This window comes from Frankia nepalensis, from assembly GCF_016786325.1.
Lineage (GTDB): Bacteria > Actinomycetota > Actinomycetes > Frankiales > Frankiaceae > Pseudofrankia > Pseudofrankia nepalensis.
In genome coordinates, this window is sequence record NZ_JADWYU010000245.1 from 17,602 (window position 1) to 40,073 (window position 22,472).

13 protein-coding genes and 1 pseudogene are annotated in these 22,472 nt (G+C 72.7%); 6 read left to right on the top strand and 8 right to left on the bottom strand.

The features are described 5' to 3' along the window. Window positions 1-13 precede the first annotated feature (13 nt). Window positions 14-1,714: an FAD-binding dehydrogenase gene (locus I6A81_RS37880; protein WP_203010459.1), complete on the top strand. Its 1,701-nt coding sequence runs from the start codon at window positions 14-16 to the stop codon at window positions 1,712-1,714. Window positions 1,715-1,890: 176 nt separating this feature from the next. Here the strand turns inward: I6A81_RS37880 and I6A81_RS37885 are convergent, their stop codons facing one another. The 4 genes from I6A81_RS37885 to I6A81_RS37900 form a co-directional block, all read right to left on the bottom strand. Then, on the bottom strand, window positions 1,891-2,448 hold the full coding sequence (locus tag I6A81_RS37885) for a hypothetical protein (RefSeq protein WP_203010460.1): 558 nt from the start codon (window positions 2,446-2,448) through the stop codon (window positions 1,891-1,893). A gap of 591 nt (window positions 2,449-3,039) precedes the next feature. Then, window positions 3,040-7,269: an nSTAND1 domain-containing NTPase gene (locus I6A81_RS37890; protein ID WP_203006862.1), complete on the bottom strand. Its 4,230-nt coding sequence runs from the start codon at window positions 7,267-7,269 to the stop codon at window positions 3,040-3,042. 13 nt (window positions 7,270-7,282) lie between these two features. After that, window positions 7,283-7,678, bottom strand: coding sequence for a CU044_2847 family protein (locus I6A81_RS37895; protein ID WP_203006861.1), 396 nt, complete (start codon window positions 7,676-7,678; stop codon window positions 7,283-7,285). A 37-nt stretch (window positions 7,679-7,715) separates the two neighbouring features. Further along, window positions 7,716-9,179: a TIR domain-containing protein gene (locus I6A81_RS37900; RefSeq protein ID WP_203006860.1), complete on the bottom strand. Its 1,464-nt coding sequence runs from the start codon at window positions 9,177-9,179 to the stop codon at window positions 7,716-7,718. A 459-nt stretch (window positions 9,180-9,638) separates the two neighbouring features. On the opposite strand from I6A81_RS37900, the gene I6A81_RS37905 reads away from it, so the two are divergent. The 3 genes from I6A81_RS37905 (at window position 9,639) to I6A81_RS37915 (ending at window position 13,830) form a co-directional block, all read left to right on the top strand. Beyond that, a complete protein-coding gene (locus I6A81_RS37905; protein ID WP_203006859.1) occupies window positions 9,639-11,099 on the top strand; it encodes an aldehyde dehydrogenase family protein in 1,461 nt (486 codons plus the stop codon). Window positions 11,100-11,777: 678 nt separating this feature from the next. Continuing rightward, window positions 11,778-12,143, top strand: a complete 366-nt coding sequence (locus I6A81_RS37910; protein ID WP_203006858.1) for a YciI family protein — start codon at window positions 11,778-11,780, stop codon at window positions 12,141-12,143. 403 nt (window positions 12,144-12,546) lie between these two features. Continuing rightward, on the top strand, window positions 12,547-13,830 hold the full coding sequence (locus I6A81_RS37915) for an RNA polymerase sigma factor (RefSeq protein ID WP_203006864.1): 1,284 nt from the start codon (window positions 12,547-12,549) through the stop codon (window positions 13,828-13,830). Between the two features lie 24 nt (window positions 13,831-13,854). On the opposite strand, the gene I6A81_RS37920 is transcribed toward I6A81_RS37915, so the two are convergent. The 4 genes and pseudogenes from I6A81_RS37920 to I6A81_RS37935 all read right to left on the bottom strand — a co-directional run. Further along, the gene (locus I6A81_RS37920; protein WP_203006857.1) at window positions 13,855-14,418 is read right to left on the bottom strand and encodes a hypothetical protein; all 564 of its coding nucleotides are present in this window, start codon (window positions 14,416-14,418) and stop codon (window positions 13,855-13,857) included. 1,717 nt (window positions 14,419-16,135) lie between these two features. Further along, window positions 16,136-16,888 carry an FkbM family methyltransferase gene (locus I6A81_RS37925; RefSeq protein WP_203008163.1) on the bottom strand — a complete coding sequence of 251 codons (753 nt, stop codon included), beginning with the start codon at window positions 16,886-16,888 and terminating at the stop codon, window positions 16,136-16,138. Window positions 16,889-17,062: 174 nt separating this feature from the next. Next, window positions 17,063-18,013 carry a LysR family transcriptional regulator gene (locus I6A81_RS37930; protein WP_307875185.1) on the bottom strand — a complete coding sequence of 317 codons (951 nt, stop codon included), beginning with the start codon at window positions 18,011-18,013 and terminating at the stop codon, window positions 17,063-17,065. A gap of 76 nt (window positions 18,014-18,089) precedes the next feature. Next, window positions 18,090-19,475, bottom strand: a pseudogene (locus I6A81_RS37935) (aspartate aminotransferase family protein); the annotation flags it as partial. A 549-nt stretch (window positions 19,476-20,024) separates the two neighbouring features. On the opposite strand from I6A81_RS37935, the gene ald reads away from it, so the two are divergent. Both ald and I6A81_RS37945 read left to right on the top strand, forming a co-directional pair. Beyond that, on the top strand, window positions 20,025-21,161 hold the full coding sequence (gene ald, locus I6A81_RS37940) for an alanine dehydrogenase (protein ID WP_203005589.1): 1,137 nt from the start codon (window positions 20,025-20,027) through the stop codon (window positions 21,159-21,161). Between the two features lie 99 nt (window positions 21,162-21,260). Continuing rightward, window positions 21,261-22,412, top strand: coding sequence for an acyl-CoA dehydrogenase family protein (locus I6A81_RS37945; RefSeq protein WP_203005590.1), 1,152 nt, complete (start codon window positions 21,261-21,263; stop codon window positions 22,410-22,412). Window positions 22,413-22,472: the final 60 nt, after the last annotated feature.

Below are 22,472 nucleotides of genomic sequence, written 5' to 3' on the forward strand. Positions count from 1 at the left end.
AACGGGAGTGGGCGTGGCTGACGGCCGACATGACGACGCGGACGTGATCGTCGTTGGGGCGGGGCTCGCCGGGCTGGTGGCGACGGCGGAGCTCGCCGACGCCGGGCGGCGGGTCATCCTCGTCGAGCAGGAGAACGAGGCGAACCTGGGTGGGCAGGCGTTCTGGTCGCTCGGTGGTCTGTTCCTGGTCAACTCCCCCGAGCAGCGCCGGATGGGTGTGCGCGACTCGTTCGAGCTGGCCTGGCAGGACTGGCTGGGCACCGCCGGCTTCGACCGGGAGCGCGCGGACCACTGGCCGCGGCAGTGGGCCCGGGCCTACGTCGAATGGGCGGCCGGCGAGAAGCGGGCCTGGCTGCACGCGATGGGTGTTCGCTGGTTCCCGATCGTCGGATGGGCGGAACGCGGCGGCTACGGCGCCGACGGCCCGGGCAACTCGGTGCCACGGTTCCACCTGACCTGGGGCACCGGGCCGGCGGTGGTCGCGCCGTTCGAGCGACGGGTGCGGGCCGCCGTCGACCAGGGGCTGGTCACGATCCGCTACCGCCACCAGGTCGACGCGCTGACGCTCACCGGCGGGACGGTCGACGGCGTGCGCGGCATGGTGCTGGAGCCGAGCACGACGCCGCGCGGCGTCGCCTCGTCCCGCGCGGGCACCGGCGAGTTCGAGCTGCGCGCCCAGGCGGTGATCGTCACGTCCGGGGGGATCGGCGGCAACCATGAACTCGTCCGGGCGAACTGGCCGGAACGGCTCGGCGAGCCGCCGAAGCACATGATCACCGGGGTGCCGGCGCACGTCGACGGCCGGATGCTCGCCATCAGCGAGGCCGCCGGCGCGAGCCTGATCAACCGCGACCGGATGTGGCACTACACCGAGGGCATCACCAACTGGGACCCGATCTGGCCGAACCACGGCATCCGGATCCTGCCCGGCCCCTCATCGCTGTGGTTCGACGCGACCGGCCGGCTGCTGCCGCCGCCGCTGTTTCCCGGTTTCGACACCCTCGGGACGCTCGCTCACATCCAGCGCACCGGCCACGACCACACCTGGTTCATCCTCACCCAGAAGATCATCGAGAAGGAGTTCGCCCTCTCCGGCTCCGAGCAGAACCCGGACGTCACCGGCAAGGACATCCGGCTGCTGCTGCGGCGCCGATTCGGCGAGGGCGCGCCCGGGCCCATCGAGGCGTTCAAGAAGCATGGCGTCGACTTCGTCGTCCGCGACGACCTGCGTGCGCTCGTCGACGGGATGAACGAGCTCACGCCCGCCCCGCTGCTGCGTTTCGAGGACATCGAACGCCAGGTGCTCGCCCGCGACCGCGAGATGGCGAACCCGTACACCAAGGACCTGCAGATCGCCGCCCTGCGCGGCGCGCGCCTCTACCGGGGCGACAAGCTCATCCGGGTCGCCACGCCGCACCGGTTCCTGGACCCGAAGGCCGGCCCGCTCATCGGCGTGAAGCTGCACCTGCTGACCCGCAAGACCCTTGGCGGACTGGAGACCGACCTCGACGGCCGGGTGCTGCGCCCCGACGGCCGGGTGCTGCGCCCCGACGGCCGTGAGCCGCTGCCCGGCCTGTACGCCGCGGGCGAGGTCGCCGGGTTCGGCGGCGGCGGCGTCCACGGCTACCGCTCCCTGGAGGGCACCTTCCTCGGCGGCTGCCTGTTCTCCGGCCGCGCCGCCGGCCGCGCGGCCGCGGCGGCGACCGCCGGCTGACCGGCTGGCCGGCTGGCCCGCCGCCCCGCCCCGCCCCGCCCCGGCGCGGCCATGCCGTCCGCCGGCGCCGGGCCCGCCACTGCCACGCGGCCGGCCGGCCGGCCGGCGCAGCGTCGGATCCGCGGGCGCGAGGATGCACCGCCCGCGGCGCCGACTGGCTCTGGCGGCGCCGCGCGTCAGGGCCTGGCGGACCAGTCGTGGCCCTGAAAACCGCCGCCCGGGTGGCCGCCGGTCGTGTCCCCGTATGGCCCGCCGGTCGGGTAGTCTCCGGTCGTGCCGCCCGGCGGCAGGGCGGGCCTGGCCGGCGGCGGAACTGGCGGCGTCCTGCGCAGGTGTGGCGGGATCTCAACCCGGATGATCTCGCCGTAGGCGAGGAATCGCAGCAGCACGAAGAACCAGTGCGGTGGCCAGACCTCCAGCCGCATGGGCGCCTGGTTGCTGAGCATGAGGATGATCCCGGTGCCATCGACGCCGGAGGACCGAATCTGCCGGAAGTCGATGTCCCACCAGCCGGACGACAGCGACAGCCCGATGCGGTGGTTCGTCAGGAACAGATGCCCCTGCGCGGTCAGCCGCCACTGCTCGGCGGCCATCGCGGCGGCCTTCTGCCGCTGGTGACTGTTGTACAGCGCGCTGCCCAGGAGCGACGCGCCGAGCGTCAGGGGGCTGCCGAACGAGACGAACCAGCCCTGGTTGTAGGTGACGTCGGCGCCGGAATACTGCCAGAGCCGCACCGGCCCCTGCGCGAGCAGCGCCTCGCCGCGCCCGAGCGCGAGCGTCGGCGGCTGGGGCGGTGGCCGCCACCCGGACGCGAGCGCCTCCCCCAGCTCGGCCCGGCGAGATAGCTCTCCTCATAGGCCGACCGAGGCGCCGCCGGCATCACCGAGTAGTCAGACATGCCACGCCATCCCCGCGCCATCCCCCGCGTCCGGTTAACACATAGTGTCACCATTCGCCCACGCTGTCGACGGCGGGCCGCCGGCCGCGTGGGGCGATGATCGAGGTAACCTGCCGACCGGCGGTTCCGCAGCCGGACCCTCATTGGTCGGCCGGTTTTGGAGACCGACCTCGAAGGCGGGTGCTGTGCCCGGACGGCTACGAACCGCCGCCCGGCCTGTACGTCGCGGGGCGAGGTCGCCGGGTTCGGCGGCGGCGTCCACGGCTACCGCTCCTTGGAGGGCACCTTCCTCGGCGGCCGCCTGTTCTCCAGCCGCGGCAGCGAGTTGAGCTCAGCGCATCGGACCGCTCGTCTCTACCCTGCCAGACGGCTGGCAGGCCGGCCGTCTGGCAGGGTCGCCGGCAGACCAACAGCGGCGGGCATGCACCTATCGCCGGTCGAGGTCAGGCTCGGTATCCAGCGCGTAGAGGCGCTGTTCTGCTTCGGTCAGCCTCCGGATCGCACGGGCCCGCAGTTCGTCGGCAATCGCCGTCGGGTCGACGAGCCAACGGCGCGCACCCTTGTCCTCGCTCCCGGTTACGACATACCGCCCGTCGGGCGAGAACGCCACCGAACGCACGGCCTCCTCATGGTCGAGACGAGCGACCTCCAGCCCGCGTTCCGCGTCGAGCACCCGTGCGCTGCCGTCCTCACTTCCAGTCACGATGTATCGTCCATCCACCGAGAACGCCACAGCGCGCACTGGGCCTTCATGCTCGACCCGGATGACCTCCGCCCTCGTTGCGCCCACAATCACGAACATCCGCGCGCTGTTGTCGTCGCTTCCAGTCGCGACGTGCCGGCCCGTGGGCGAGAACGCCACCGTCCGCACGGCATCCTGATGCTCGAAGCGGGCGACCTCCACGCGCGTCGCCAGCTCGAAGACCCGCGCGGTCCGGTCGGCGCTGCCGGTCGCGATGTGGCGGCCGTCCGGCGAAAACGCCACCGACCACACCGCCTCCTTGTGTGGGAAGTTCATCATCTCGGCGCCGCCTATCGCCTCGCTGACCCTGACGGTGCCTTCGTCGCCACCCGTTGCGACATATCGGCCGTCTGTCGGCGAGAACGCCACGCAAAAGACCGGCCCGTCATGGCGGACTTGGCCAACCTCGGCGCCCCCGACCGCCTCGAACACCATCGCGAGGCCGTCGTTGCCGCCGCTGGCAACCCACCGGCCATCCGGCGAGAAGGCCACCGAAAGTACAGGGCCGTCGTGCCGCACGCGAGCGGCCTCGGCGCCCCCGACCGCCTCGAACACGACAGCGTCGAACACCGCGGCGTCAGGGTCGTCGCCGCCGGCGGCGACATACTGGCCATCCGGCGAGAAGGCGACCGAGCGGATCACACCCCCGTGCCGCAGGGAGCCCACGCTGGTCCTGTCGGCCGTGCTGAAGACGTGCACGCCGCCATCGCCGCCGGCGGCGATGTAGTGGCCATTCGGCGAAAAGGCGACCGACGACACCCAGTGATCCTCGCCAAGGTGCACCGCGTCCGCGCCGTTCAGCGCGCCGAAGACCCTGGCCTCGCCGTCGTCGCTGCCAGCCGCGAGGAACCGGCCGTCCGGGGAGAACTCCATCGAGTGCAACAACCGGGCGTCAAACGCCAACCGGCAGGTCTCGGCCCAGGTCACCGTGTCGAAGACCCGCACATGGTTGATGGAGGTCCCCATCGCAAGGAGCCCGCCGTCCGGCGAGAACGCCTGCACGGTCCCGGCGCCTTCGAACTCGGCGACCAGCGACCAAGTATCCGAGGAGAACACTCGCATTCCACCGTCGTTGCCGAGCACGGCGACTACTAGCCCGGTCGGCGAACAGGCCACCGACCGGACATCGGCCCTCACGTGGCGATGCACGATCTCGCTACCACTGGCGACGTCAATGACGCGCACGCCGCCGTCACCCCAGCCGGTCACAAGTTGCCGACCGTCCGGCAAGAACGCGGTGGCAGTGGCCGCGAAGTCACGCTCGATGCTGATGGTTGGTGTACCACCAGTCACCGCGAACAACATCACAGCATGGCGCCGATTGCCCGAGCTCCGCGTAGCAACGATGCGGCCGTCGGGCGAGAAGCGTGCCTCGGCAACGAAGCCGTCCTCGTCAATGTGGGCTGTCGGTGTCCAGCCGGCCGTCTCGAACACACTGGCGCCGCCGACGCCTGCGGTCGAGAGATACCCGCCATCCCGCGAGAACGCCACCGCTCCGACGATGTCGGCCCGGGATCTGAGCTGGCAGACATTCTCACCGGTGGTGGCGTCGGACACTCGGGCGCCGTCGCCACGGCCAGCCGTAACGATCCATCTTCCGTCCGGCGAGAACACGACGCTCGTCACATGGTCGCTGTGGTTGACGCGAACGGCCTCCAAACCCGTGGCTAGGTCGAACATCCGGACGGTGTGGTCGTAGCTGGCCGTCGCCACGGCTCGTCCCTCGGGGGAGAACACGACGGAGGCCACCCCGCTACGGTGGTACAGCCCGTGGATAAGGCGGGGAGGCAGACGCAGCACCCGACGGGCCACACGGTCGCCGTGCACTGTCCGGACACGCCGAAGGGATTCGGCTGCCAGGATTCCCGGAATGGCCGGCGCGACGGCGCGCCGACTGAGTGCCAGCTCCGCCTCTGCGGCCAAGCGCAGGGCGTCGCTGCGCAGTGCCAGATCGCGTAGCCGCTCGACGGTACGCGCGTGCGCCGCCGCACTGCGCTCCACTAGGTCACGGATGGCGACGGGGATATCGTCAGGTCGATCGGCGAGCCAGCGCTGCGCCTCGGCGAGCCAGCTCTCAGGCAGAAGGTCGTCCGGGCCATGTCCGAACTCGTCGAGGCGGGTACGCCAGCGGACAAGATCTGCTTCCTGGCTGACGAGCTGAGCCAGCCACACCCAACTGTCGAGCAATGCCTCGTGCGCGAGTTCCGCCGTGGGGGTGCCACCACCGCCACGATCGAGAACGACCAGGCGCGCCCTGGCCAGCACACGCATGACCGACCAGTCGCCTACATCGTCGCGGCGGACGATACGCCGCATCGCCGGAGTGCCATCGGCGCCCGAGCGGAACAGCGCTAGTAGCGCGCGGCGCAGCCTCGGCTCATCGACGACGCCCGAGCGCAGGATATCCTCAACCACACTTTCGGCGTACCGGCCGAGGGCGCCGGACACCGCGTCGAGATGCTGGTACGCCTTGTGTTCGATGCGGCCGCCACGTTGGGCCTCCCACAGCTGTCCCAGCGCGAACTCCAGCAGCGGCAGTCGGCCGGTGCCCTTCCCCGCATCGCGGATCAGCTGGTCGACCAGGCTGGGATCGTACTCCACCCCCCGTTGCCTGGCCGGCTCAACGACCGCTCGACGCAGCGCCTCGGGCTGCATCGCTTGGACACTCACGACCCGATCTACCAGGCTGGCCCGGACCTCAGGATGGACCTGCAGTTCGCCAAACCGGTCGGAGCGCAACGCGACCAGCACCCGCACGGAGCCCACGGCGGCCGGCGGTTCGGTGAGAAGCGCCCGCACGACCGCTGCCGCGTCCCGGCGCGCCCGCTCATCGGGCCCGTCCACGGCGAGACATTCCTCGAACTGGTCGGCGAGGATCAACATCCGTCCATCCCGGGTCGACGCGAGGCGGGCGGCGCGGGCGAAGATCCCTTCTCGGCGGATCTCGTCCTCCAGCGCGGGCAGCAGGTCGAGGGGCACCTGATCGGGCGACGAGAGATTCTTCTCAGCCTGCAGCAACGCGGCGGCGAGCCTGGTCAGCGGGGAGGCGCCCGGCCGATAACGCATGACCGTCCAACCGCCAGCGGCCACCAGCCGCGGTACGAGGCCCGCGTGCAGGAGCGACGACTTACCCACCCCGGATGGACCGATCACGCAGGTCAGGCCGTCCCGCTCCACCTTGTCGACAAGGTGGTCGGCCTCAATCTCCCGGCCAACGAACACGTCGGCGTCCGCAGGCTCGAAGGCGGCAAGCCCGCGGTAGGGCGACGGCCGCCGAACGCGACAAATCTCGGGCCAGAACTCCTCGAGCCGGGCTGCCGGAATCGCATAGCTGTCCGAAGGCTGGCCGGCGGGCGCGTCCTCGTCCGGCTCGGGTGCCGCGCAGAACAACCCGACCACGCGGTGTGCCTCGTCGAACACAGGCCCGCCGCTGTATCCCGGCTGCGGGGCGAGCGCCGCGTTTGGGTGCCTGTCCAACTGGAGGAGGCCGTTTTCCACCCGGCCCTTCACCGTGCCGTCGCTCCAGCCCCCGCCGGGACGCGGCGGTTCGCCCGGATATCCGAACATCGCCACCTTCGTGCCCGGGACCTCGCCGCCGGGCACGAGGGTGGCGACCGCGGCCGCCGGGAGGCGCTTGCCGCGGATCTCCAGGCCGGCGAGGTCGCCGGGGGCCACGCCTGTCCTTGGCGGCGGCTCCCAGCGCACCACTTCCGCCTCGTATACGCCAAGGCCGTCCAGTAGCGGGAAGTCGACAAGCACCTTCCGAGTGAGCTTGCTTGCCTGATCTCGTTTGTCGCGCAGCCCCAAGGCCGTGTTGACCACATGAGCGCAGGTGACGACGTACCGCTCGCCTACCAGCACGCCCACCCCGGCCGCCGTCTCGGACAGGCCGGTCCGGAACTTGATGACCGACACGACGTGTCCGTCGTCAGGCGCCGGCATTTCCCGTGCCGCCCGCCGAGGCGTTCGCGCCACTAGTTCCCGCGCCGGCCGGCGACCCGTTGGCGCTCGGCACCTCGGCGAGATGCCAAGTCATCGTGACCTTGAAGTTCACCTCGGCGGTGCCCTTCGCGAACACCAACCCGGTCTCGCCGCCAACAGTCAGACCGAACTCAACCGTCGTCTCATGCGGGGCGACGGCCACGAGTCCGTCGCGCACCGCGCGCACGACTGGGAGAACATGCGCCAACGACTCCTGCAAAGTGCGCTGGGCCCGCGCAGTCACCGAGCCGGGGCCGCCAGACGCAAGCACCAACTCGCCAGGCACGTTGGTCTTGGCGACCTCGACGACCATGACACCGCCGCCCTCAAGCGGCACCTCCATCAACATGACGATCCCCCGTCTCGTGGCGGCGCGCCGCTCAGCGGCGCTTTCCCGGGTACGGCGGTGGCGTGGTGGGCCGGTAGCGTCCCTCCACGGACCGCCGAATCTGTTGCTTGAAAATCTCCTTCGCGTCGACATCGTCGAGTCCGACGAGGTCGACGTAGCGGATACCGCTCAGCAGCCCCGCCGGCTCGCAGTCTTCGACCCGGACGGGGATCAGCGTGCGCTGTAGGCCGTTCGGGTCGCGTTTCCAGGCGTGCTGCCAGGCGGCGCGGACCTTGCTCGACTCCAGGTACGCGGGTGAGAGCACGACGATAGTCCGCGTCGAGAACCGCACCGCGTCGTCGAGCACCTCGACGTCGAAGTTGCCTGCCTGGACATCCCACGTCTCCAGGTGGATGCGGTAGCCCTCCTCCTCCAGATACCAGGCGACCCAGGAGCCCCAGTCCTTGTCCTCCTCGGCGGCCGAGACGAAAAAGTCCCACTTGGCGACGTCCGAGCGAACGTCGGTGACAGTTACGCTGGTCTGGCCACTAGGCCGAGTAGGTTGGAAACCGGTACCGTCCGCCGCCACCCCGGCCATGCGGCCGGGCAGCGTCAGCCACGCGTTGCCGCGGAACTTCTCTGTGTGCACCTCGACCTCGCGGAACAGGCCCGGGTCGAGGCCGCGCAGCCGCTCGTGGACCGTCGCGTCGAACAACTCGGAAGAAACAATGAGCGCCAGGTCCATGTCCGGGGCGTCGGCGAGCGCGTCGCGCACTTGCTGTGCGTCGACCAGCCGGGCGCCAACAACGACCGCGTCGCCCGCCCAGCCGGTTCCGTCGCGCAGCACGTCACCCTGATGCAGTGCGAGCCGCAGCCGGATCCGGCCGAGATCGCCGCGGGGCCGATTGTAGGCGCGCAGCGCGATCTCCAGCTCCCGGACGAGGTCGGCGACGATCACGGCCTTGGGAACGGCGGCGGAGACGATCGCGAGGTAACCGTCGCCTCGGTCCTGATCCTCCACCGCGTCCTGCGGAATCCCGGCCCGCGCGAGTGCCGTAGCGACGATCTCGCGCAGGCCGTCACGGACCGCTAGTTGGACCAGCATGCCGCGCCTGCTGTAGCCCACAGCATCAAGGGCCAGCACGGTCACGTGTACTGGCAGATCGAACCAACCCTCCGCGGGGGGCACGACGGACTCTCGCTCCAGGTGACGCTCGCCGGACCGTCCACGCGCCGCAGCGGCCACCCGGCCGGCCGCGAGCCCCGCGTTGAACACGGTGTTGGCCGGATACTGGTCGCGCGCGCATTGGAGTATCCGACCACGCAGGTCGGGGTCCCGACTCGCCTCCAGGTACTCGTTGACCGCCTGCCAGTACCCCTCTGACGTGTAGGACCCCGCGATCTGCGGCTGCCGCCGATAGTCCAGGCCCGCGCGCTGCAGCAGTTGGGACACGCTGATCTGCTGCCAATACACCCGTGCCAGCTCGTGCAGCTCGACATCGCTGAGAAGGTTCACCGTTCCGCCCCCGTGTGCCGCCAGCCAGCGACGCCATGTTCACCGCAGACACGTTGTTACCGCACGCCACGCCGGAACACTGCCGCCCTCGGGCCGGATGCCTGTATCCACGCCCTACAGCACAGATCCTACTTGGCAGTCACGCTGGCCCAGCTTACGCGGGTAGGGCGGTTCAGGACCGCCGCCATGGCGCTGCCGGCCACCAACAGAGGCGCTACGCGGACCGGGCCGCGCCACGTCGGCCAGCGGGTCCGTGACCACGTCGACATGGGCGGGCCTTCCTCGTGACGGCTGCCTTGAGGGCTGCCTTCAGGCGACGAACGGGCGCCGCCACCCCCGCCTCGGGCGGCAAACGGTACGCGATGAGCGTGCCGAGCGAATCTCGACAAGAACCGTCCTTGTCGACAATCTGGGGGAATCATCGAGCACGATGGCATTGCTCAGGAAAGACGAGGGCTCATGGCCGTGAAGACGTTCGAAGCGCAGTCCTGCCACGTCAACGGCAAGGTGTGGGACGCGGGCGCGCGCCCGCGACGCGCGCTCGTCGACCCGGCCGACGGCCATGTGCTGACCAGCGTTCCGGACAGCGCCGCCGAGGACGTCGACGCGGCGGTCGACGCGGCGCGGGCTGCATTCGACAACGGTCCGTGGCCGCGGATGAGCGGCCGGGAGCGCTCACGGGTGCTGCTGCGGATCAGCCAGCTGATCCAGGAGCACGCCGACGAGCTGGCCGAGCTGGAGAGCTACAACGTCGGCAAGCCGATCACCCTGGCCCGGGTCGTCGACGTCTCCACCGCGGTCGAGCAGTACGAGTACTGGGCCGCGCTCGCGCAGACGCTCGACGGCGCGACCCGGGGCCTACCGATCCCAGCGTTCGCCTACACGGTGCGTGAGCCGGTGGGCGTCGTCGGCGCGATCACGCCGTTCAACTTCCCGCTCATCCTTTCGAGCAGCAAGATCGGCCCGGCGCTGGCGGCCGGGAACACCATCGTGCACAAGCCGTCGGACGAGACGCCGCTGTCCGCGCTGTTCATGGCCCGGCTGTTCACCGAGGCCGGCGTGCCCGACGGCGTGGTCAACGTGGTCACCGGCACCGGGCCGGTCGTCGGCGAGGCGATGCTGCGCCACCCCGGCATCGACAAGATCGCCTTCACCGGCTCGTCGAAGGTCGGCCGGCACGTCGGCGCCGTGGCCGGTCAGCATCTCAAGCCGGTGACGCTGGAGCTTGGCGGCAACGGGGCGCACCTCGTCTTCAAGGACGCCGATCTCGACGCCGCGATCGGCGCCGTCATCAAGGCGTTCGTCTTCAACACCGGCCAGTTCTGCATGGCCGGGCCGCGCCTGCTGGTCGAGCGGCCGCTGTACGAGACGGTGGTCGCCATCCTCGCCCAGGCGGTGCCCGGCGTCCCCGTCGGCGACCCGCGCGACCCGGGCACCGTCGTCGGCCCGATGGCCGGCGAGCGGCACCTGGCCAAGGTCGAGGAGTACCTGGCCCTGGCGCGGGCCGAGGGCAAGATCGTGGCCGGCGGCGCGCGCCGGCCCGGTGCCGGCTACTTCGTCGAGCCGACGGTCGTCACCGACCTGCCCGCGACGAGCCGGGTGCTCCACGAGGAGGTCTTCGGCCCGGTCCTGACGGTGCAGCCGTTCGACGACGAGGACGAGGCGGTCCGGATCGCGAACTCCACCCCGTACGGGCTGTCCGCCGGCCTGCAGACCTCCGACCTGGCTCGCGCCCACCGGGTGGCCTCCCGCCTGCACGCCGGCATCGTCTGGGTCAACGACTGGTCGATGCTCGACCCGGCGATGCCCTTCGGCGGCGTCAAGGGCTCCGGCCACGGCCGCGAGAACGGCCCCGAGGTCCTCGAGGGCTACACAAGGACCAAGTCCGTCCTCATCGCGATGCCCCCCGCCCAGGGCTGACAACTCGCGTCTTCCTCCGCCCCCCTGCCCCCGCGCCGGCCGGCCAGGAGCCATCCCGTGCCCTTGGCGCAGGCTCCTTCCTCGGCGCCGTGTCATACGTCGTGGTCGCGAATTCGGCCGACCATGCGACCACGGCGTATGACAGGGCCGCGGGACGGTCGAGGTGTCCGCCCATGAGGAGAAGGCCGCGGGCTCACTCGGACCTTGTGCCCGGTCCACCCAAGGCCCTCCCGTGGATCTTGCTGGCGCTGCTCGACCACCGATCCGCGCACACATCCGATGATCACTGGTCCGCGGGAGGCCTGGCGACTCCCTCAATCGCCAGAAGTGTGCGCCATGCGGCGATTCCCGTCCGCTTTGTCCCTGAACTTCGCGCAGACCTGACGATCTACCAGGCAGACGGAGGCGGGGCGGAACGAAGATCGCCGATAGTGTGCGCGGATCGGCGGTCCGGGACCGCGGAGCGCGACCCACGGGAAGCCTCGCGGACCCCACAGGTGTCGGCATGTGATCCACGGCACATCCTTGCGGCGATGTAGAGAGCGGCGCCTCGGCTCCGACCAGAAGGTGCCGGCGCCGAGAAGCGGCGCCGGGGCCAGGACCGGTGGTGCGCGAGGATGTTGTTCGCAGCGCCCTGACGGCCCATGGATCACGAACGGATCACAGAGGGAGAGCGCGATGAAGTACCTGGTGACGATCTACGGCTCCGACGAGACCTGGACGTCGATGCCGGCGGAGGAGTGGCCGGCCGCCATCGCCGCGCAGGAGGCGTTCAACAAGAAGTACTTCGACACCGGCGAGCTGATCGGCGCCTACGGGTCGGGCACGTCCGCGCAGGTGAAGGTCATCCGGGTGCGCGACGGGGCGGCCGCGGTGACGGACGGGCCTTACCTGGAGACGAAGGAGTTCATGGGCTCGTTCTACATCCTCGACGTCGCCGACGAGGCCCGGGCGATCGAGATCGCCGCGGACGTGCCGTGGGCGTCGAAGGAGGCCGTCGAGCTGGTCCCGCTCCCCCACGAGTCGCCGGCCCCCCAGCGGTGAGGGCCGCGACGGGCGGCGCCAGCCGGAACCAGGCGGTGGCGTGACCGAGCCGCCCGCCTCCTCCGGCGCGGACGGCCCGCGGGACACCCCGCGGGCCGTCCGGCCGGACAACCAGCCCGCCAGCCCACCGGACAGCCCGCGAGCCGGCCCGCCTGACAGTCAGCTCCCCCGCCCCGGGAACAGCCAGCCCGCCAGTCCGCGAGCCAACCCGCCTGACAGCCAACTCCCCCGCCCGGGGAACAGCCAGCCCGCCAGCCCACCGGACAGCCCGCGAGCCAACCCGCCGGACGGCCAGCTCCCCGGCCCGCCGGACGGCCAGCTCCCCGGCCCGCCGGACGGCCAGCTCCCCGGCCCGCCGGGCAGCGGGCCCTCCGGCCCGCGGGGTGGTCGGCCGGCTGGACGGCTGGACGGCCAGGCCGTCGAGGACCTGCTGCGCGCGCTCGCGCCGCCGGTCCTCGGTGGGCTGTTGCGCCGCTACCCGACGCAGTTCGACCTGTGCGAGGACGCCGTCCAGGAGGCGCTGCTGGCGGCGGCGACCGACTGGCCGGTGGACGGCGTGCCGGACAACCCGCGCGGGTGGCTGGTCGCCGTCGCCACCCGGCGGATGATCGACGCGATCCGGTCCGAGGCGGCCCGGCGGCGGCGTGAGGAGGGGCTCGTCGTCGCCACCCCGGCCAGCGAGCTGGTCGCCGGGGCCGCGGACGCCGAGCGGGCCGCCGACCGGGACGACTCGCTGCGACTGCTTTTCCTGTGCTGCCATCCGGCGCTGTCGGCGCCGAGCCAGGTGGCGCTGACGCTGCGCGCCGTCGGAGGGTTGACGACCGCGCAGGTCGCCGCCGCGTTCTTCGTCCCGGAGGCGACGATGGCGCAGCGGATCAGCCGCGCCAAGCAGGCGGTGCGCACCGCGGGTGCCGAGTTCCGCCTGCCGGCGGCGGGCGCGGAGTACGACGAGCGGCTGCGCGCCGTCCTGCACGTCCTCTACCTGATCTTCAACGAGGGTTACACGGCCACCACGGGCACGGACCTGACCAGGCCGGACCTCTCGGACGAGGCGGTCCGGCTGACCCGCTGGCTGGCGCGGCTGCTGCCGGACGACGCCGGCGCGCACTCGGAGGTCCTGGGCCTGCTCGCGCTGATGCTGCTCACCGACGCCCGCCGCCCGGCGCGCACCGGCGCCGACGGCCGGCTGGTGCCGCTCACCGAGCAGGACCGGTCGCGCTGGGACCAGGAGCTGATCGCCGAGGGGATCGCGCTGGTGGAGCGGGCGCTGCCGGTGGGGCCGGTCGGGGTGTACCAGGTGCAGGCGGCGATCGCCGCGGTGCACGCGGAGGCTCGAGAGGTGGCGAGCACCGACTGGCCGCAGATCCTCGGCCTCTACGACGTGCTGGTGCGTCTCGCGCCGAACCCGATGGCGGCGCTGTCCCGGGCCGTCGCGCTCGCCCAGGTCACCGGCCCGGCGGCGGCGCTCGCCGCGGTCGACGAGCTGGCCGGCGCGGACCGGCGGATGGCGACGCACCACCGGCTGCTCGCCGTGCGGGCCCACCTGCACGAGATGGCCGGCGACCACGCGGCGGCCGGCGCCGGCTTCCGCGCGGCGGCCGACCGCACCGCCAGCGAACCGGAGCGGCGCTACCTGTTGGAGAAGGCGGCCCGTCAGGCGTCACGCCCGCGGCCGGCGAAGCCATGACCGGCCGGCGGGCCGGCGGCGGGCTCAGACCCGCCGGAGCAGGATGGTGCGGGTCTCGCCGGGGCGGACGGTGACCGACGCGCGGGCAAGGGTGCCGTCGGCGTCCACCAGCTGGATCCGGATGGCGCCGGACCTGGTGAGCTCGGCGCCGGCCAGCCAGTAGTACGACGGGGCGGGCAGCAGGGTGCAGCCGCCCGGGTCCTGCCCGGCCGGTATGTAGGCGTCGAGTACCAGCTGCTCGGACGGGCCGGGTGGTGAGGGGCCGTTCGCCCGGTCGGGCGGGGCGAAGGCCGTGCCGCGGTACCGGACGGGGCAGGCGGGCGAGGTCTCGGTGGCGGTGAAGCGTTCCCCGCCGAGCGAGGGCCCGGCGTCGACGACGTCCAGGCCGAAGCCGGGCAGCGGCGAGTCGGGCTCGGCCTCCCAGGTCCCGACCCAGGGCCAGGCCGGGATCTGCCCGCCGGCCGGTGGGCTGTGGCTCGGCGTGGCGTCCGGGAGCCGGGCGCGCCCCGGCGTGGCGGAGCCTCCCCGCTCCGTCGACCCGCGCTGGTGTTCCCGGACGGCGCCGACCACGGTGAACACCATCAGCACCGCGCCCAGCAGGATGAGCCCGGCGGCGGCCAGCCGCCGCGTCCAGCGGCGGGCCAGCGATCGCCTCGCCGGCGGTTGGGCCGCCCTTCGCGGGCGCGCGGGCCCTGGCGGGCGCCCGGTCCCGGAGTGCCTCGTCCCGGAGTTCCTTGTACCGGAGGGTCTCGTCCCGGAGGGCCGCGCCGCCGCGCGGGCCCTGGTGGTCAGGGGATCGCGGCCCGGCGCTCGTAGGTCCGGCGCCGTCGGCAGGGCCGACGGGGTGAACGGCCGTGCCCCCCGCCCCCCCCGCCCCCCCCGCCCCGCCCCCGGGGGCGGGTGGCGCGGGGGCGGGCGGCGGGCCCGCGGGGGTCCCGGGCGGGCCCGGGGGCGCCCACGGCCCGCCGGGCGCGGCCGGTTCCGTTCCCGGCCGGCCCGGCAGGTCGTCCAGCGCGCACCACGGGCAGGAGTCCAGGCCGGAGCGGAAGTGATGGGTGGGCGAGGCCGGGCAGGAGCGCAGGTCCTCGGCGAGCGCGCCCAGCGCGTCGCGCCACCGCGCCGCCGTCGGCCGCCGCGGCGCGCCGTCGGGGGCGGGGCCGAAGGCGTGGTCGAACATCACCCGCAGCTCCGCCGGCAGGACGTCCGGGGACGGCAGGCCGGCCGGCGGGGCGAGCTTCTCGTCGCCGGCGAGGGCGTAGCTGCCCCGGCGGGCCAGCTCCAGCGCGGAGGGCCGCTCCCCGCCGCCCCGCCAGGTGCCCGCGTAGGGCCGGTGCCCGCCCAGCAGGAACGCGAAGCAGTGGACCGCCAGCGCGTAGTCGTCCACCGCCGACGTCATCGGCCGGCCCCGCTGGGCCAGCAGCTCGACGGGGGTGAACTCTGGCCGGCCGACCGGGGACAGGTGGGCCTTCCCGTCCACGACGACCTGGATCGTGTCGCAGTCGACGAGGGCGACCTGCCCGCCGGATGTCACCCGGACGTTGGTGTCGTTCAGGTCCCCGACGACGTATCCACGTTCGTGCAGCGCGGCGACGGTCGCGGCGAGGTCGCGCGCCGTCGCCACCAGCAGCCGCCAGTCGTCGAACCGGGCGACCCAGCCTGGCGCGCCCCGGCCGGCGTACGCCCGCCGCGCCGGGCTCATGACCTGGCGTAGCTCGACGGTCTCGGGTGGCGCCGGCATGGTGTAGCCGGCGAGCGCGCCGGCGCGGTCGACCACCAGCTCCCGCGGCCACGCGACGCGGTGATGCTCGCCGACGGTCGCCGGGCCAGCCGGTGGATGATCGATCATCCAGGTCAGCCTGGCCCGCAGGTCCGGCGCCGCGCGGAACAGGTAGGCGGGGGTGAACAGCTTGACGGCCATCCCCGGCGCACCGACCCGGGTGTAGCGCTGGCCCTGGCTCGCGGCACCCAGCAGCCTGCCGACCTGGATGCGCTCGCCGTCCAGACCGAACAAGTCGGCCAGATCAACCGAGTCCCGCCCGTCGCCCATCGAGTCCTCTCCAGCGCGCGAGATCAGCATCCCACAGGTGACGCGAACGTGGCGGACAAGAGCGGAATCCGACGACTACCGCGAGTTCGCGCCGCTCTGACGCGGTCGCGGCCGCCCGGCTTCCCGGCCCGCCGGCTCACTGTCGGCAGCCTTTCGGTCGGCCGGCTCACGGGCGGCCGGCTCACGGGCGGCCGGCTCACGGGCGGCCGGGTTCGTGGACGGCGGCGGGGAGCGGGCATGGCGGCGGCTGGCGGGTCGTCAGAAGCGGTAGGCGTAGTCGTCGTCGCCGGCGGGGAAGAGCGTGTAGCCCGCGGCCTCCAGCATCCGGTGCGCCTCGGCCAGCGACTCGCCCAGGTGCCTGGCCTCGTAGATCAGGTGCCAGGGCGCCCAGGTCCTGGAGAAGTCGATCTGCTTGAGGATCTCGAAGTCGAAGCCCTCGGCGTCGATCTGCAGCAGGTCGATGTGGTTGATCCCGTGCTTGGTCAGCAGCGTCTCCAGCCGCATGACCGGCACCTCGACCTCCTCGATCCGGTCGATGATGTCCGGGATCAGCTGCGCGGCGTCCTCGATGATCTCGCGGCGCAGCGAGCTCAGGCCGATGGCCCACAGCGGGTCGCCCGGCCGCCAGGCCGCGGTGTACATCGTGGCCGTGCCGTCCCGGTCGCCGATCGCGGCGCGCTCGCACACGATGCCCGGCGCGTCCCGGTAGCTGGTGCGCAGCGCGGCGAACAGGTGCGGCATCGGTTCGACGAGCACTCCGCGCCAGCCGTAGTCGACGATGACCTCGTGTAGCGGGTCGCCCATCTCGCCGTCGTTCGCGCCGATCTGGACCACGGTCAGCGGGTGGCCGGCCTGGTCGGCGATCCGCTTCACGAGGGAGATCGCGTCGATCCCCGGGCCGCCGGCGCCACCCCACAGGCTCGCCCATGCCTTCAGGGGCATGCGCGCGTTGGCCGCCGGGACGCGGCGCACCACGTTGCGGGCGACCCAGCGAGGGTTGGCCTTAGACATGTTCGCACGATAGGACGGTTGTCCGGATCATCCGCGAACGGGTGACCCACCTCCACCCGATGAGTCCACGTTCCGCTACGCTACGCGATGTTGATCGCGCACGATCGGCCTCGGCACCCGGGCTGACCTGGGAGGACGCGCGGGCCGCGGCGGACCGTCGGGCCACGGCTACGGCTACGGCACCGCGACGCCGCGTTTGATCGGGATGGCCCGCGGCGCGGGCTCCGACATCTCCACCGGGCGGACCGGGCGCAGGCAGCGGCTCAGGAACGTCGCGGCGACGGTCGACAGCGGCCGGTCGACGCTGGCGGCGACCGCCACCTGGTAACGCGGCGGCCGTGGCTCGACCGGCACGAAACGCAGGTCGGCGGCCGCTTCCGCGAGCGAACCGGGGACGAACGCGACGCCGAGGCGGTAGCGGACCAGCTCGAGGATCGTCGCGACGTCGTTCAGCTCGAGCCGGGCCGGGCGCCGGGCGATCCCGGCGGTCGCGTACGCGCGGTCGACGGCCGCCCGCGCCCCCCAGCCCGGCGTGAGCTCGAGGAGCTCGAGCGTGCCGGCCTCGGCGAGCGTGACCGCCTCCCGCGCCGCGACCGGGTGGTCGCCGGCGCAGGCGAGCACCATGGTCTCCGTCCGCAGCGGGTAGAGGCGCAGGCCCGGCAGGGGGCCGGTCGTCGCGACGACGGCCAGGTCGAGCTCGCCGTCGCGCAGCTGCTCGGCGTGCCCCGGCGAGCCGGCCTGGCCGGGCGGGGCCAGGCGGACCTGGACCAGCGGGTGGTCGGCGCGGAAACTGGCGAGCGCGGCGAGCACCGTGCGCGGGGTCAGGCTGTGCGGGATCCCGACCGACAGCGTGCCCCGCGCGCCGTCGCGCACCTCGGTGACCACCTGGCGGGCCTGGCGGACCGCGCCGAGCACCCGTCGGGCCTCGGGGACCAGCGCCCGGCCGGCCTCGGTCAGCGCGACGTGCTGGGTCGTCCGCTCGAACAGCTCGACGCCCAGCTCCCGCTCCAGCGACCGGATGGACGCGGACACGCCGGACTGCACCATGTGCAGCCGGGCGGCTGCCCGAGTGAAGCCGCCTTCCTCGGCGACGGCGAGGAAATGCTCCAGCCTGCGTGGTTCCACGCCCCGTCAGACGTCGCCCCCGCCGCCGTCGTTGCGCGGCGGCCGACGTGATCTGTCCGGTCGGGGCGTTCCCGGCCCAGGCCTCGGTGAGGACGGAGCGCAGGATGGACTCGATCTCGTCGAAGTGGGTCTGGTCGCAGATCAGCGGCGGGGACAGCTGGATGACCGGGTCGCCGCGGTCGTCGGCCCGGCAGTACAGGCCGGCGTCGTAGAGCGCGCCCGACAGGAACCCGCGCAGCAGCCGCTCCGACTCCGCCGCGGTGAAGCTCTCCTTGGTCGTCTTGTCCTTGACCAGCTCGATGCCGTAGAAGTAGCCGTCCCCGCGTACGTCACCGACGATCGGCAGGTCGAGCAGCCGTTCCAGGGTGGCGCGGAACGCGGGCGCGTTGCGGGCGACGTGGCCGACGAGGTCCTCGCGCGCGAAGATGTCCAGGTTCGCCAGGCCCACGGCCGCCGATACCGGGTGGCCGCCGAAGGTGTAGCCGTGCGCGAACATGGTCGTGTCGCGCAGGAACGGCTCGACGAGCCGGTCGCTCACGATCATCGCGCCGAGCGGCGCGTAGCCGGATGTCAGCCCCTTCGCGCAGGTGATGATGTCGGGCTGGTAGCCGTAGCGCTGCGCGCCGAACATCGCGCCGGTGCGCCCGAAGCCACAGATGACCTCGTCCGAGACCAGCAGCACGTCGTAGGCGTCACAGATCTCCCGGACCCGCTGGAAGTAGCCGGGCGGCGGCGGGAAGCAGCCGCCGGCGTTCTGCACCGGCTCCAGGAAGACGGCGGCGACGGTGTCCGGCCCCTCGGCCTCGATCGCGACCGCGATCTGGTCGGCCGCCCAGCGGCCGAAGGCCACCGGGTCGTCGCCATGCTCCGGCGCCCGGTAGATGTTCGTGTTGGGGACGCGGAACGCGCCCGGCACCAGCGGCTCGAACATCTGCTTGAGCGCCGGGATGCCGGTGATCGCGAGTGCCCCCTGCGTGGTGCCGTGGTAGGCGATGGACCGGCTGATCACCTTGTGCTTGAGCGGCTTGCCGACGAGCTTGTAGTACTGCTTGGCGAGCTTCCACGCCGACTCGACCGCCTCGCCGCCGCCCGAGGTGAAGAACACCCGGTCGAGGTCGCCGGGCGTGAGGTTCGCGAGCCGCTCGGCGAGCTCGATCGCCGCCGGGTGGGCGTGCGCCCAGACAGGGAAGAAGGCGAGCTGCTCGGCCTGCTTGGCGGCCGCCTCGGCGAGTTCTCCGCGGCCATGGCCGGCCTGGACGACGAACAGGCCGGCCAGCCCGTCGAGGACCTTGTGGCCACGCGCGTCCCAGACGTACGCGCCCTCGCCGCGAACGATGACCGGAAGCTCCCCGGCGACGACCGAGGACAGCCGGCTGAAGTGCGGCCAGAGGTGGGCAGCGGCCGACCGGCGGAGCGCGTCGGCGTCGGTGGTGAGATCGGTCGCGGTCGAAAGGGTCGTCACGGCCCACTTCCCTTCAGCGGTTACTGCCTCGCGGCAGCGGTTACTGCCTCGCGGCGCCTTCGCGGACGGCCCCGCGGCGCGCGGACGCGGCGCGAGCACCCGCCCCGCGCCGGCGCGCCCCGGCGTGGGCGCGGCCGGGCGGATGTCGAGCAATCCGTCGCCAGGTCGCAATCATCATACGGTTATCGCGGATCCTCGCTCACTCAACGAGCGTTTCCGAAGGGTATGATCTTTTCGACAACGGTTACCGTGTTGCGGCGCGATGTCGGGAGCGTCGCGCGGCGTGACCGCGGGACGGCCACGTGACGACCCGGAACGACCCCGTAACCCCGGGCCGCACGAATGTCGGGTTGCGCCACCACAGCCGGGCATAGACGGCGAATGGCCGCTTCCTCGCGAACGGGCTTCGGGGGCGGGTGGTCCCGGCGCCACCAGCCCGGGCGCGTCCGGACAGCGAGCCGCCCCGACCCGGGTACCGCCGGCCCGCGGACTCGGGCCTCACCCGCGGACCCGCGCCGCGGGCCAGACGTCGACGATGGAGCGCAGAACGTGAAGATCGCGATTCCCCGCGAGGTGAAGAACCACGAGTACCGGGTGGCGGCCACCCCGGCGGGCGTGCACGAGCTGACCACGCACGGCCACGACGTGTTCGTCCAGGCCGGCGCCGGGACCGGCTCGATGATCCCGGACACCGAGTACACCGCCGCCGGCGCGAAGATCGTCGACGGCGCGGACGCCACCTGGGCGGCCGGCGACCTGGTCCTCAAGGTCAAGGAGCCCGTCGAGGAGGAGTACCACCGGCTGCGCCCCGGGCTCGTCCTGTTCACCTACCTGCACCTGGCCGCGTCGCTACCGTGCACCCGGGCGCTGCTGGACGCGCGGGTGACCGCGATCGGCTACGAGACCGTCGAGCTCGCGGACCGGTCGCTGCCGCTGCTCGCGCCGATGTCGGAGGTCGCGGGCCGGCTCGCCCCGCAGGTGGGCGCGCAGGCGCTGCTGGCCGCGGCGGGCGGGCGGGGGGTGCTGCTCGGCGGGGTGCCCGGCGTCGACCCGGCCAGGGTCGTCGTCCTCGGCGCGGGCGTCGCGGGGCTCGGCGCCGCGTCGATCGCCGTCGGCATGCGCGCCGAGGTGACCCTGCTCGACCGCGACCTCGGCAGGCTGCGGGCCGCCGACGCCCGGTTCGAGGGCCGGGTGCGCACGGTCGCCTCCAGCGCCTACGCGATCGAGCAGGCCGTGCTCGGCGCGGACCTGGTGATCGGGGCGGTGCTCGTCCCGGGTGGCAGGGCGCCGAAGCTGGTCAGCAACGCGCTGGTGGCCCGGATGCGGCCGGGCGCGGTGCTCGTGGACATCTCGGTCGACCAGGGCGGCTGTTTCGAGGACACCCGGCCGACGACGCACGCCGACCCGACCTTCCGCGTGCACGACGCGGTGTTCTACTGCGTCGCGAACATGCCCGGCGCGGTGCCGCGCACCTCCACCCACGCGTTGACGAACGCGACCCTGCCGTACGCGCTGACGCTGGCCGACCACGGCTGGCGCGAGGCGCTGCGCCGCGACCCGGCCCTCGCCCGCGGCCTGAACACCCAGGCCGGCGAGGTCACCTGCGCCCCCGTCGCCGAGGCCCACGGCCTGCCCAGCACCCCGGTCGCGGCGGTGCTGGACGCGCCACCCGCCGCGGGCGACTGAAACCAGCGGTAGTACCCGGGTACCGCTCCTGGTACTGTTCGGGCCGGCCGGGCGCCTCCTCGCGCCCGCGCGGGCAGGACTCCGGGAGGGGTGGTCGCCGTGCCGGTCGAGCGTCTGTTGCCGTCCGACGAAGCGCGCGAACTGGTCGCGCTCGCCGCGGACATCTGCGCCAAGGAACTGGAACCGCGCATCGCGCGGGACGAGGCCGAGGCGCGCTTCCCCCGCGAGGTGTTCCGCGTACTCGGGCAGGCCGGGCTGCTGAGCCTGCCGTACCCGGAACGGTTCGGCGGCGGCGCGCAGCCGTTCGAGGTCTACCTGCAGGTGCTAGAAGAGATCGCCTACCGGTCGGCCTCGGTCGCCGTCGGGGTCAGCGTGCACGCGCTGTCCTGCTACCCGCTGGCGAACTTCGGCACCGAAGCCCAGCGCGAGCAGCACCTGCCGAAGCTGCTGTCCGGCGACCTGCTCGGCGCCTACTGCCTGTCCGAGCCACACGCCGGCTCCGACCCCGCCGCGCTGAAGACCACCGCCACCCCGCCGGTCGAGAGCGGCGGCGACTACGTCCTGTCCGGGACCAAGGCCTGGGTCACCCACGGCGGCGCCGCCGACTTCTACACCGTGTTCGCCCGCACCGGCGCGGGCCGCGGCGGGATCTCCTGCTTCCTGGTCGACGCCGGCACGCCCGGCCTGACCGCGCACCCGCCCGAGCGCAAGATGGGCCTCACCGCCTCCCCGACCACCCAGATCGGGTTCGAGAACGCCGCCGTCCCGGCGAGCCGGCTCGTCGGGACCGAGGGCCAGGGACTCACGATCGCGCTGTCGGCGCTCGACTCCGGCCGGCTCGGGATCGCCGCCGCGGCCACGGGGCTCGCCCAGCGGGCGCTCGACGACGCCGTGGCCTACGCCAAGGAACGCGAGGCGTTCGGCCGGCCGATCATCGACCACCAGGGCCTGGGCTTCCTGCTCGCCGACATGGCCGCCGCCGTCGAGTCGGCCCGCGCGACCACGCTGTCCGCGGCCCGGCTGCGCGACGCCGGCCTGCCCTTCGCCAAGGCCGCGAGCATCGCCAAGCTCGTCGCCACCGACGCCGCGATGAAGGTCACCGAGGACGCCGTCCAGGTCTTCGGGGGCGCCGGTTACACCAAGGACTACCCGGTCGAGCGCTACATGCGCGAGGCCAAGGTCATGCAAATCTTCGAAGGCACCAACCAGATCCAGCGCCTGGTGATCAGCCGCCACCTCGCGAAGGCCTGATCACACCTGTGTTTGCGCAGGTCAGCGGTACTGCGCGGCACGACAAACCTCGCCGCGAAA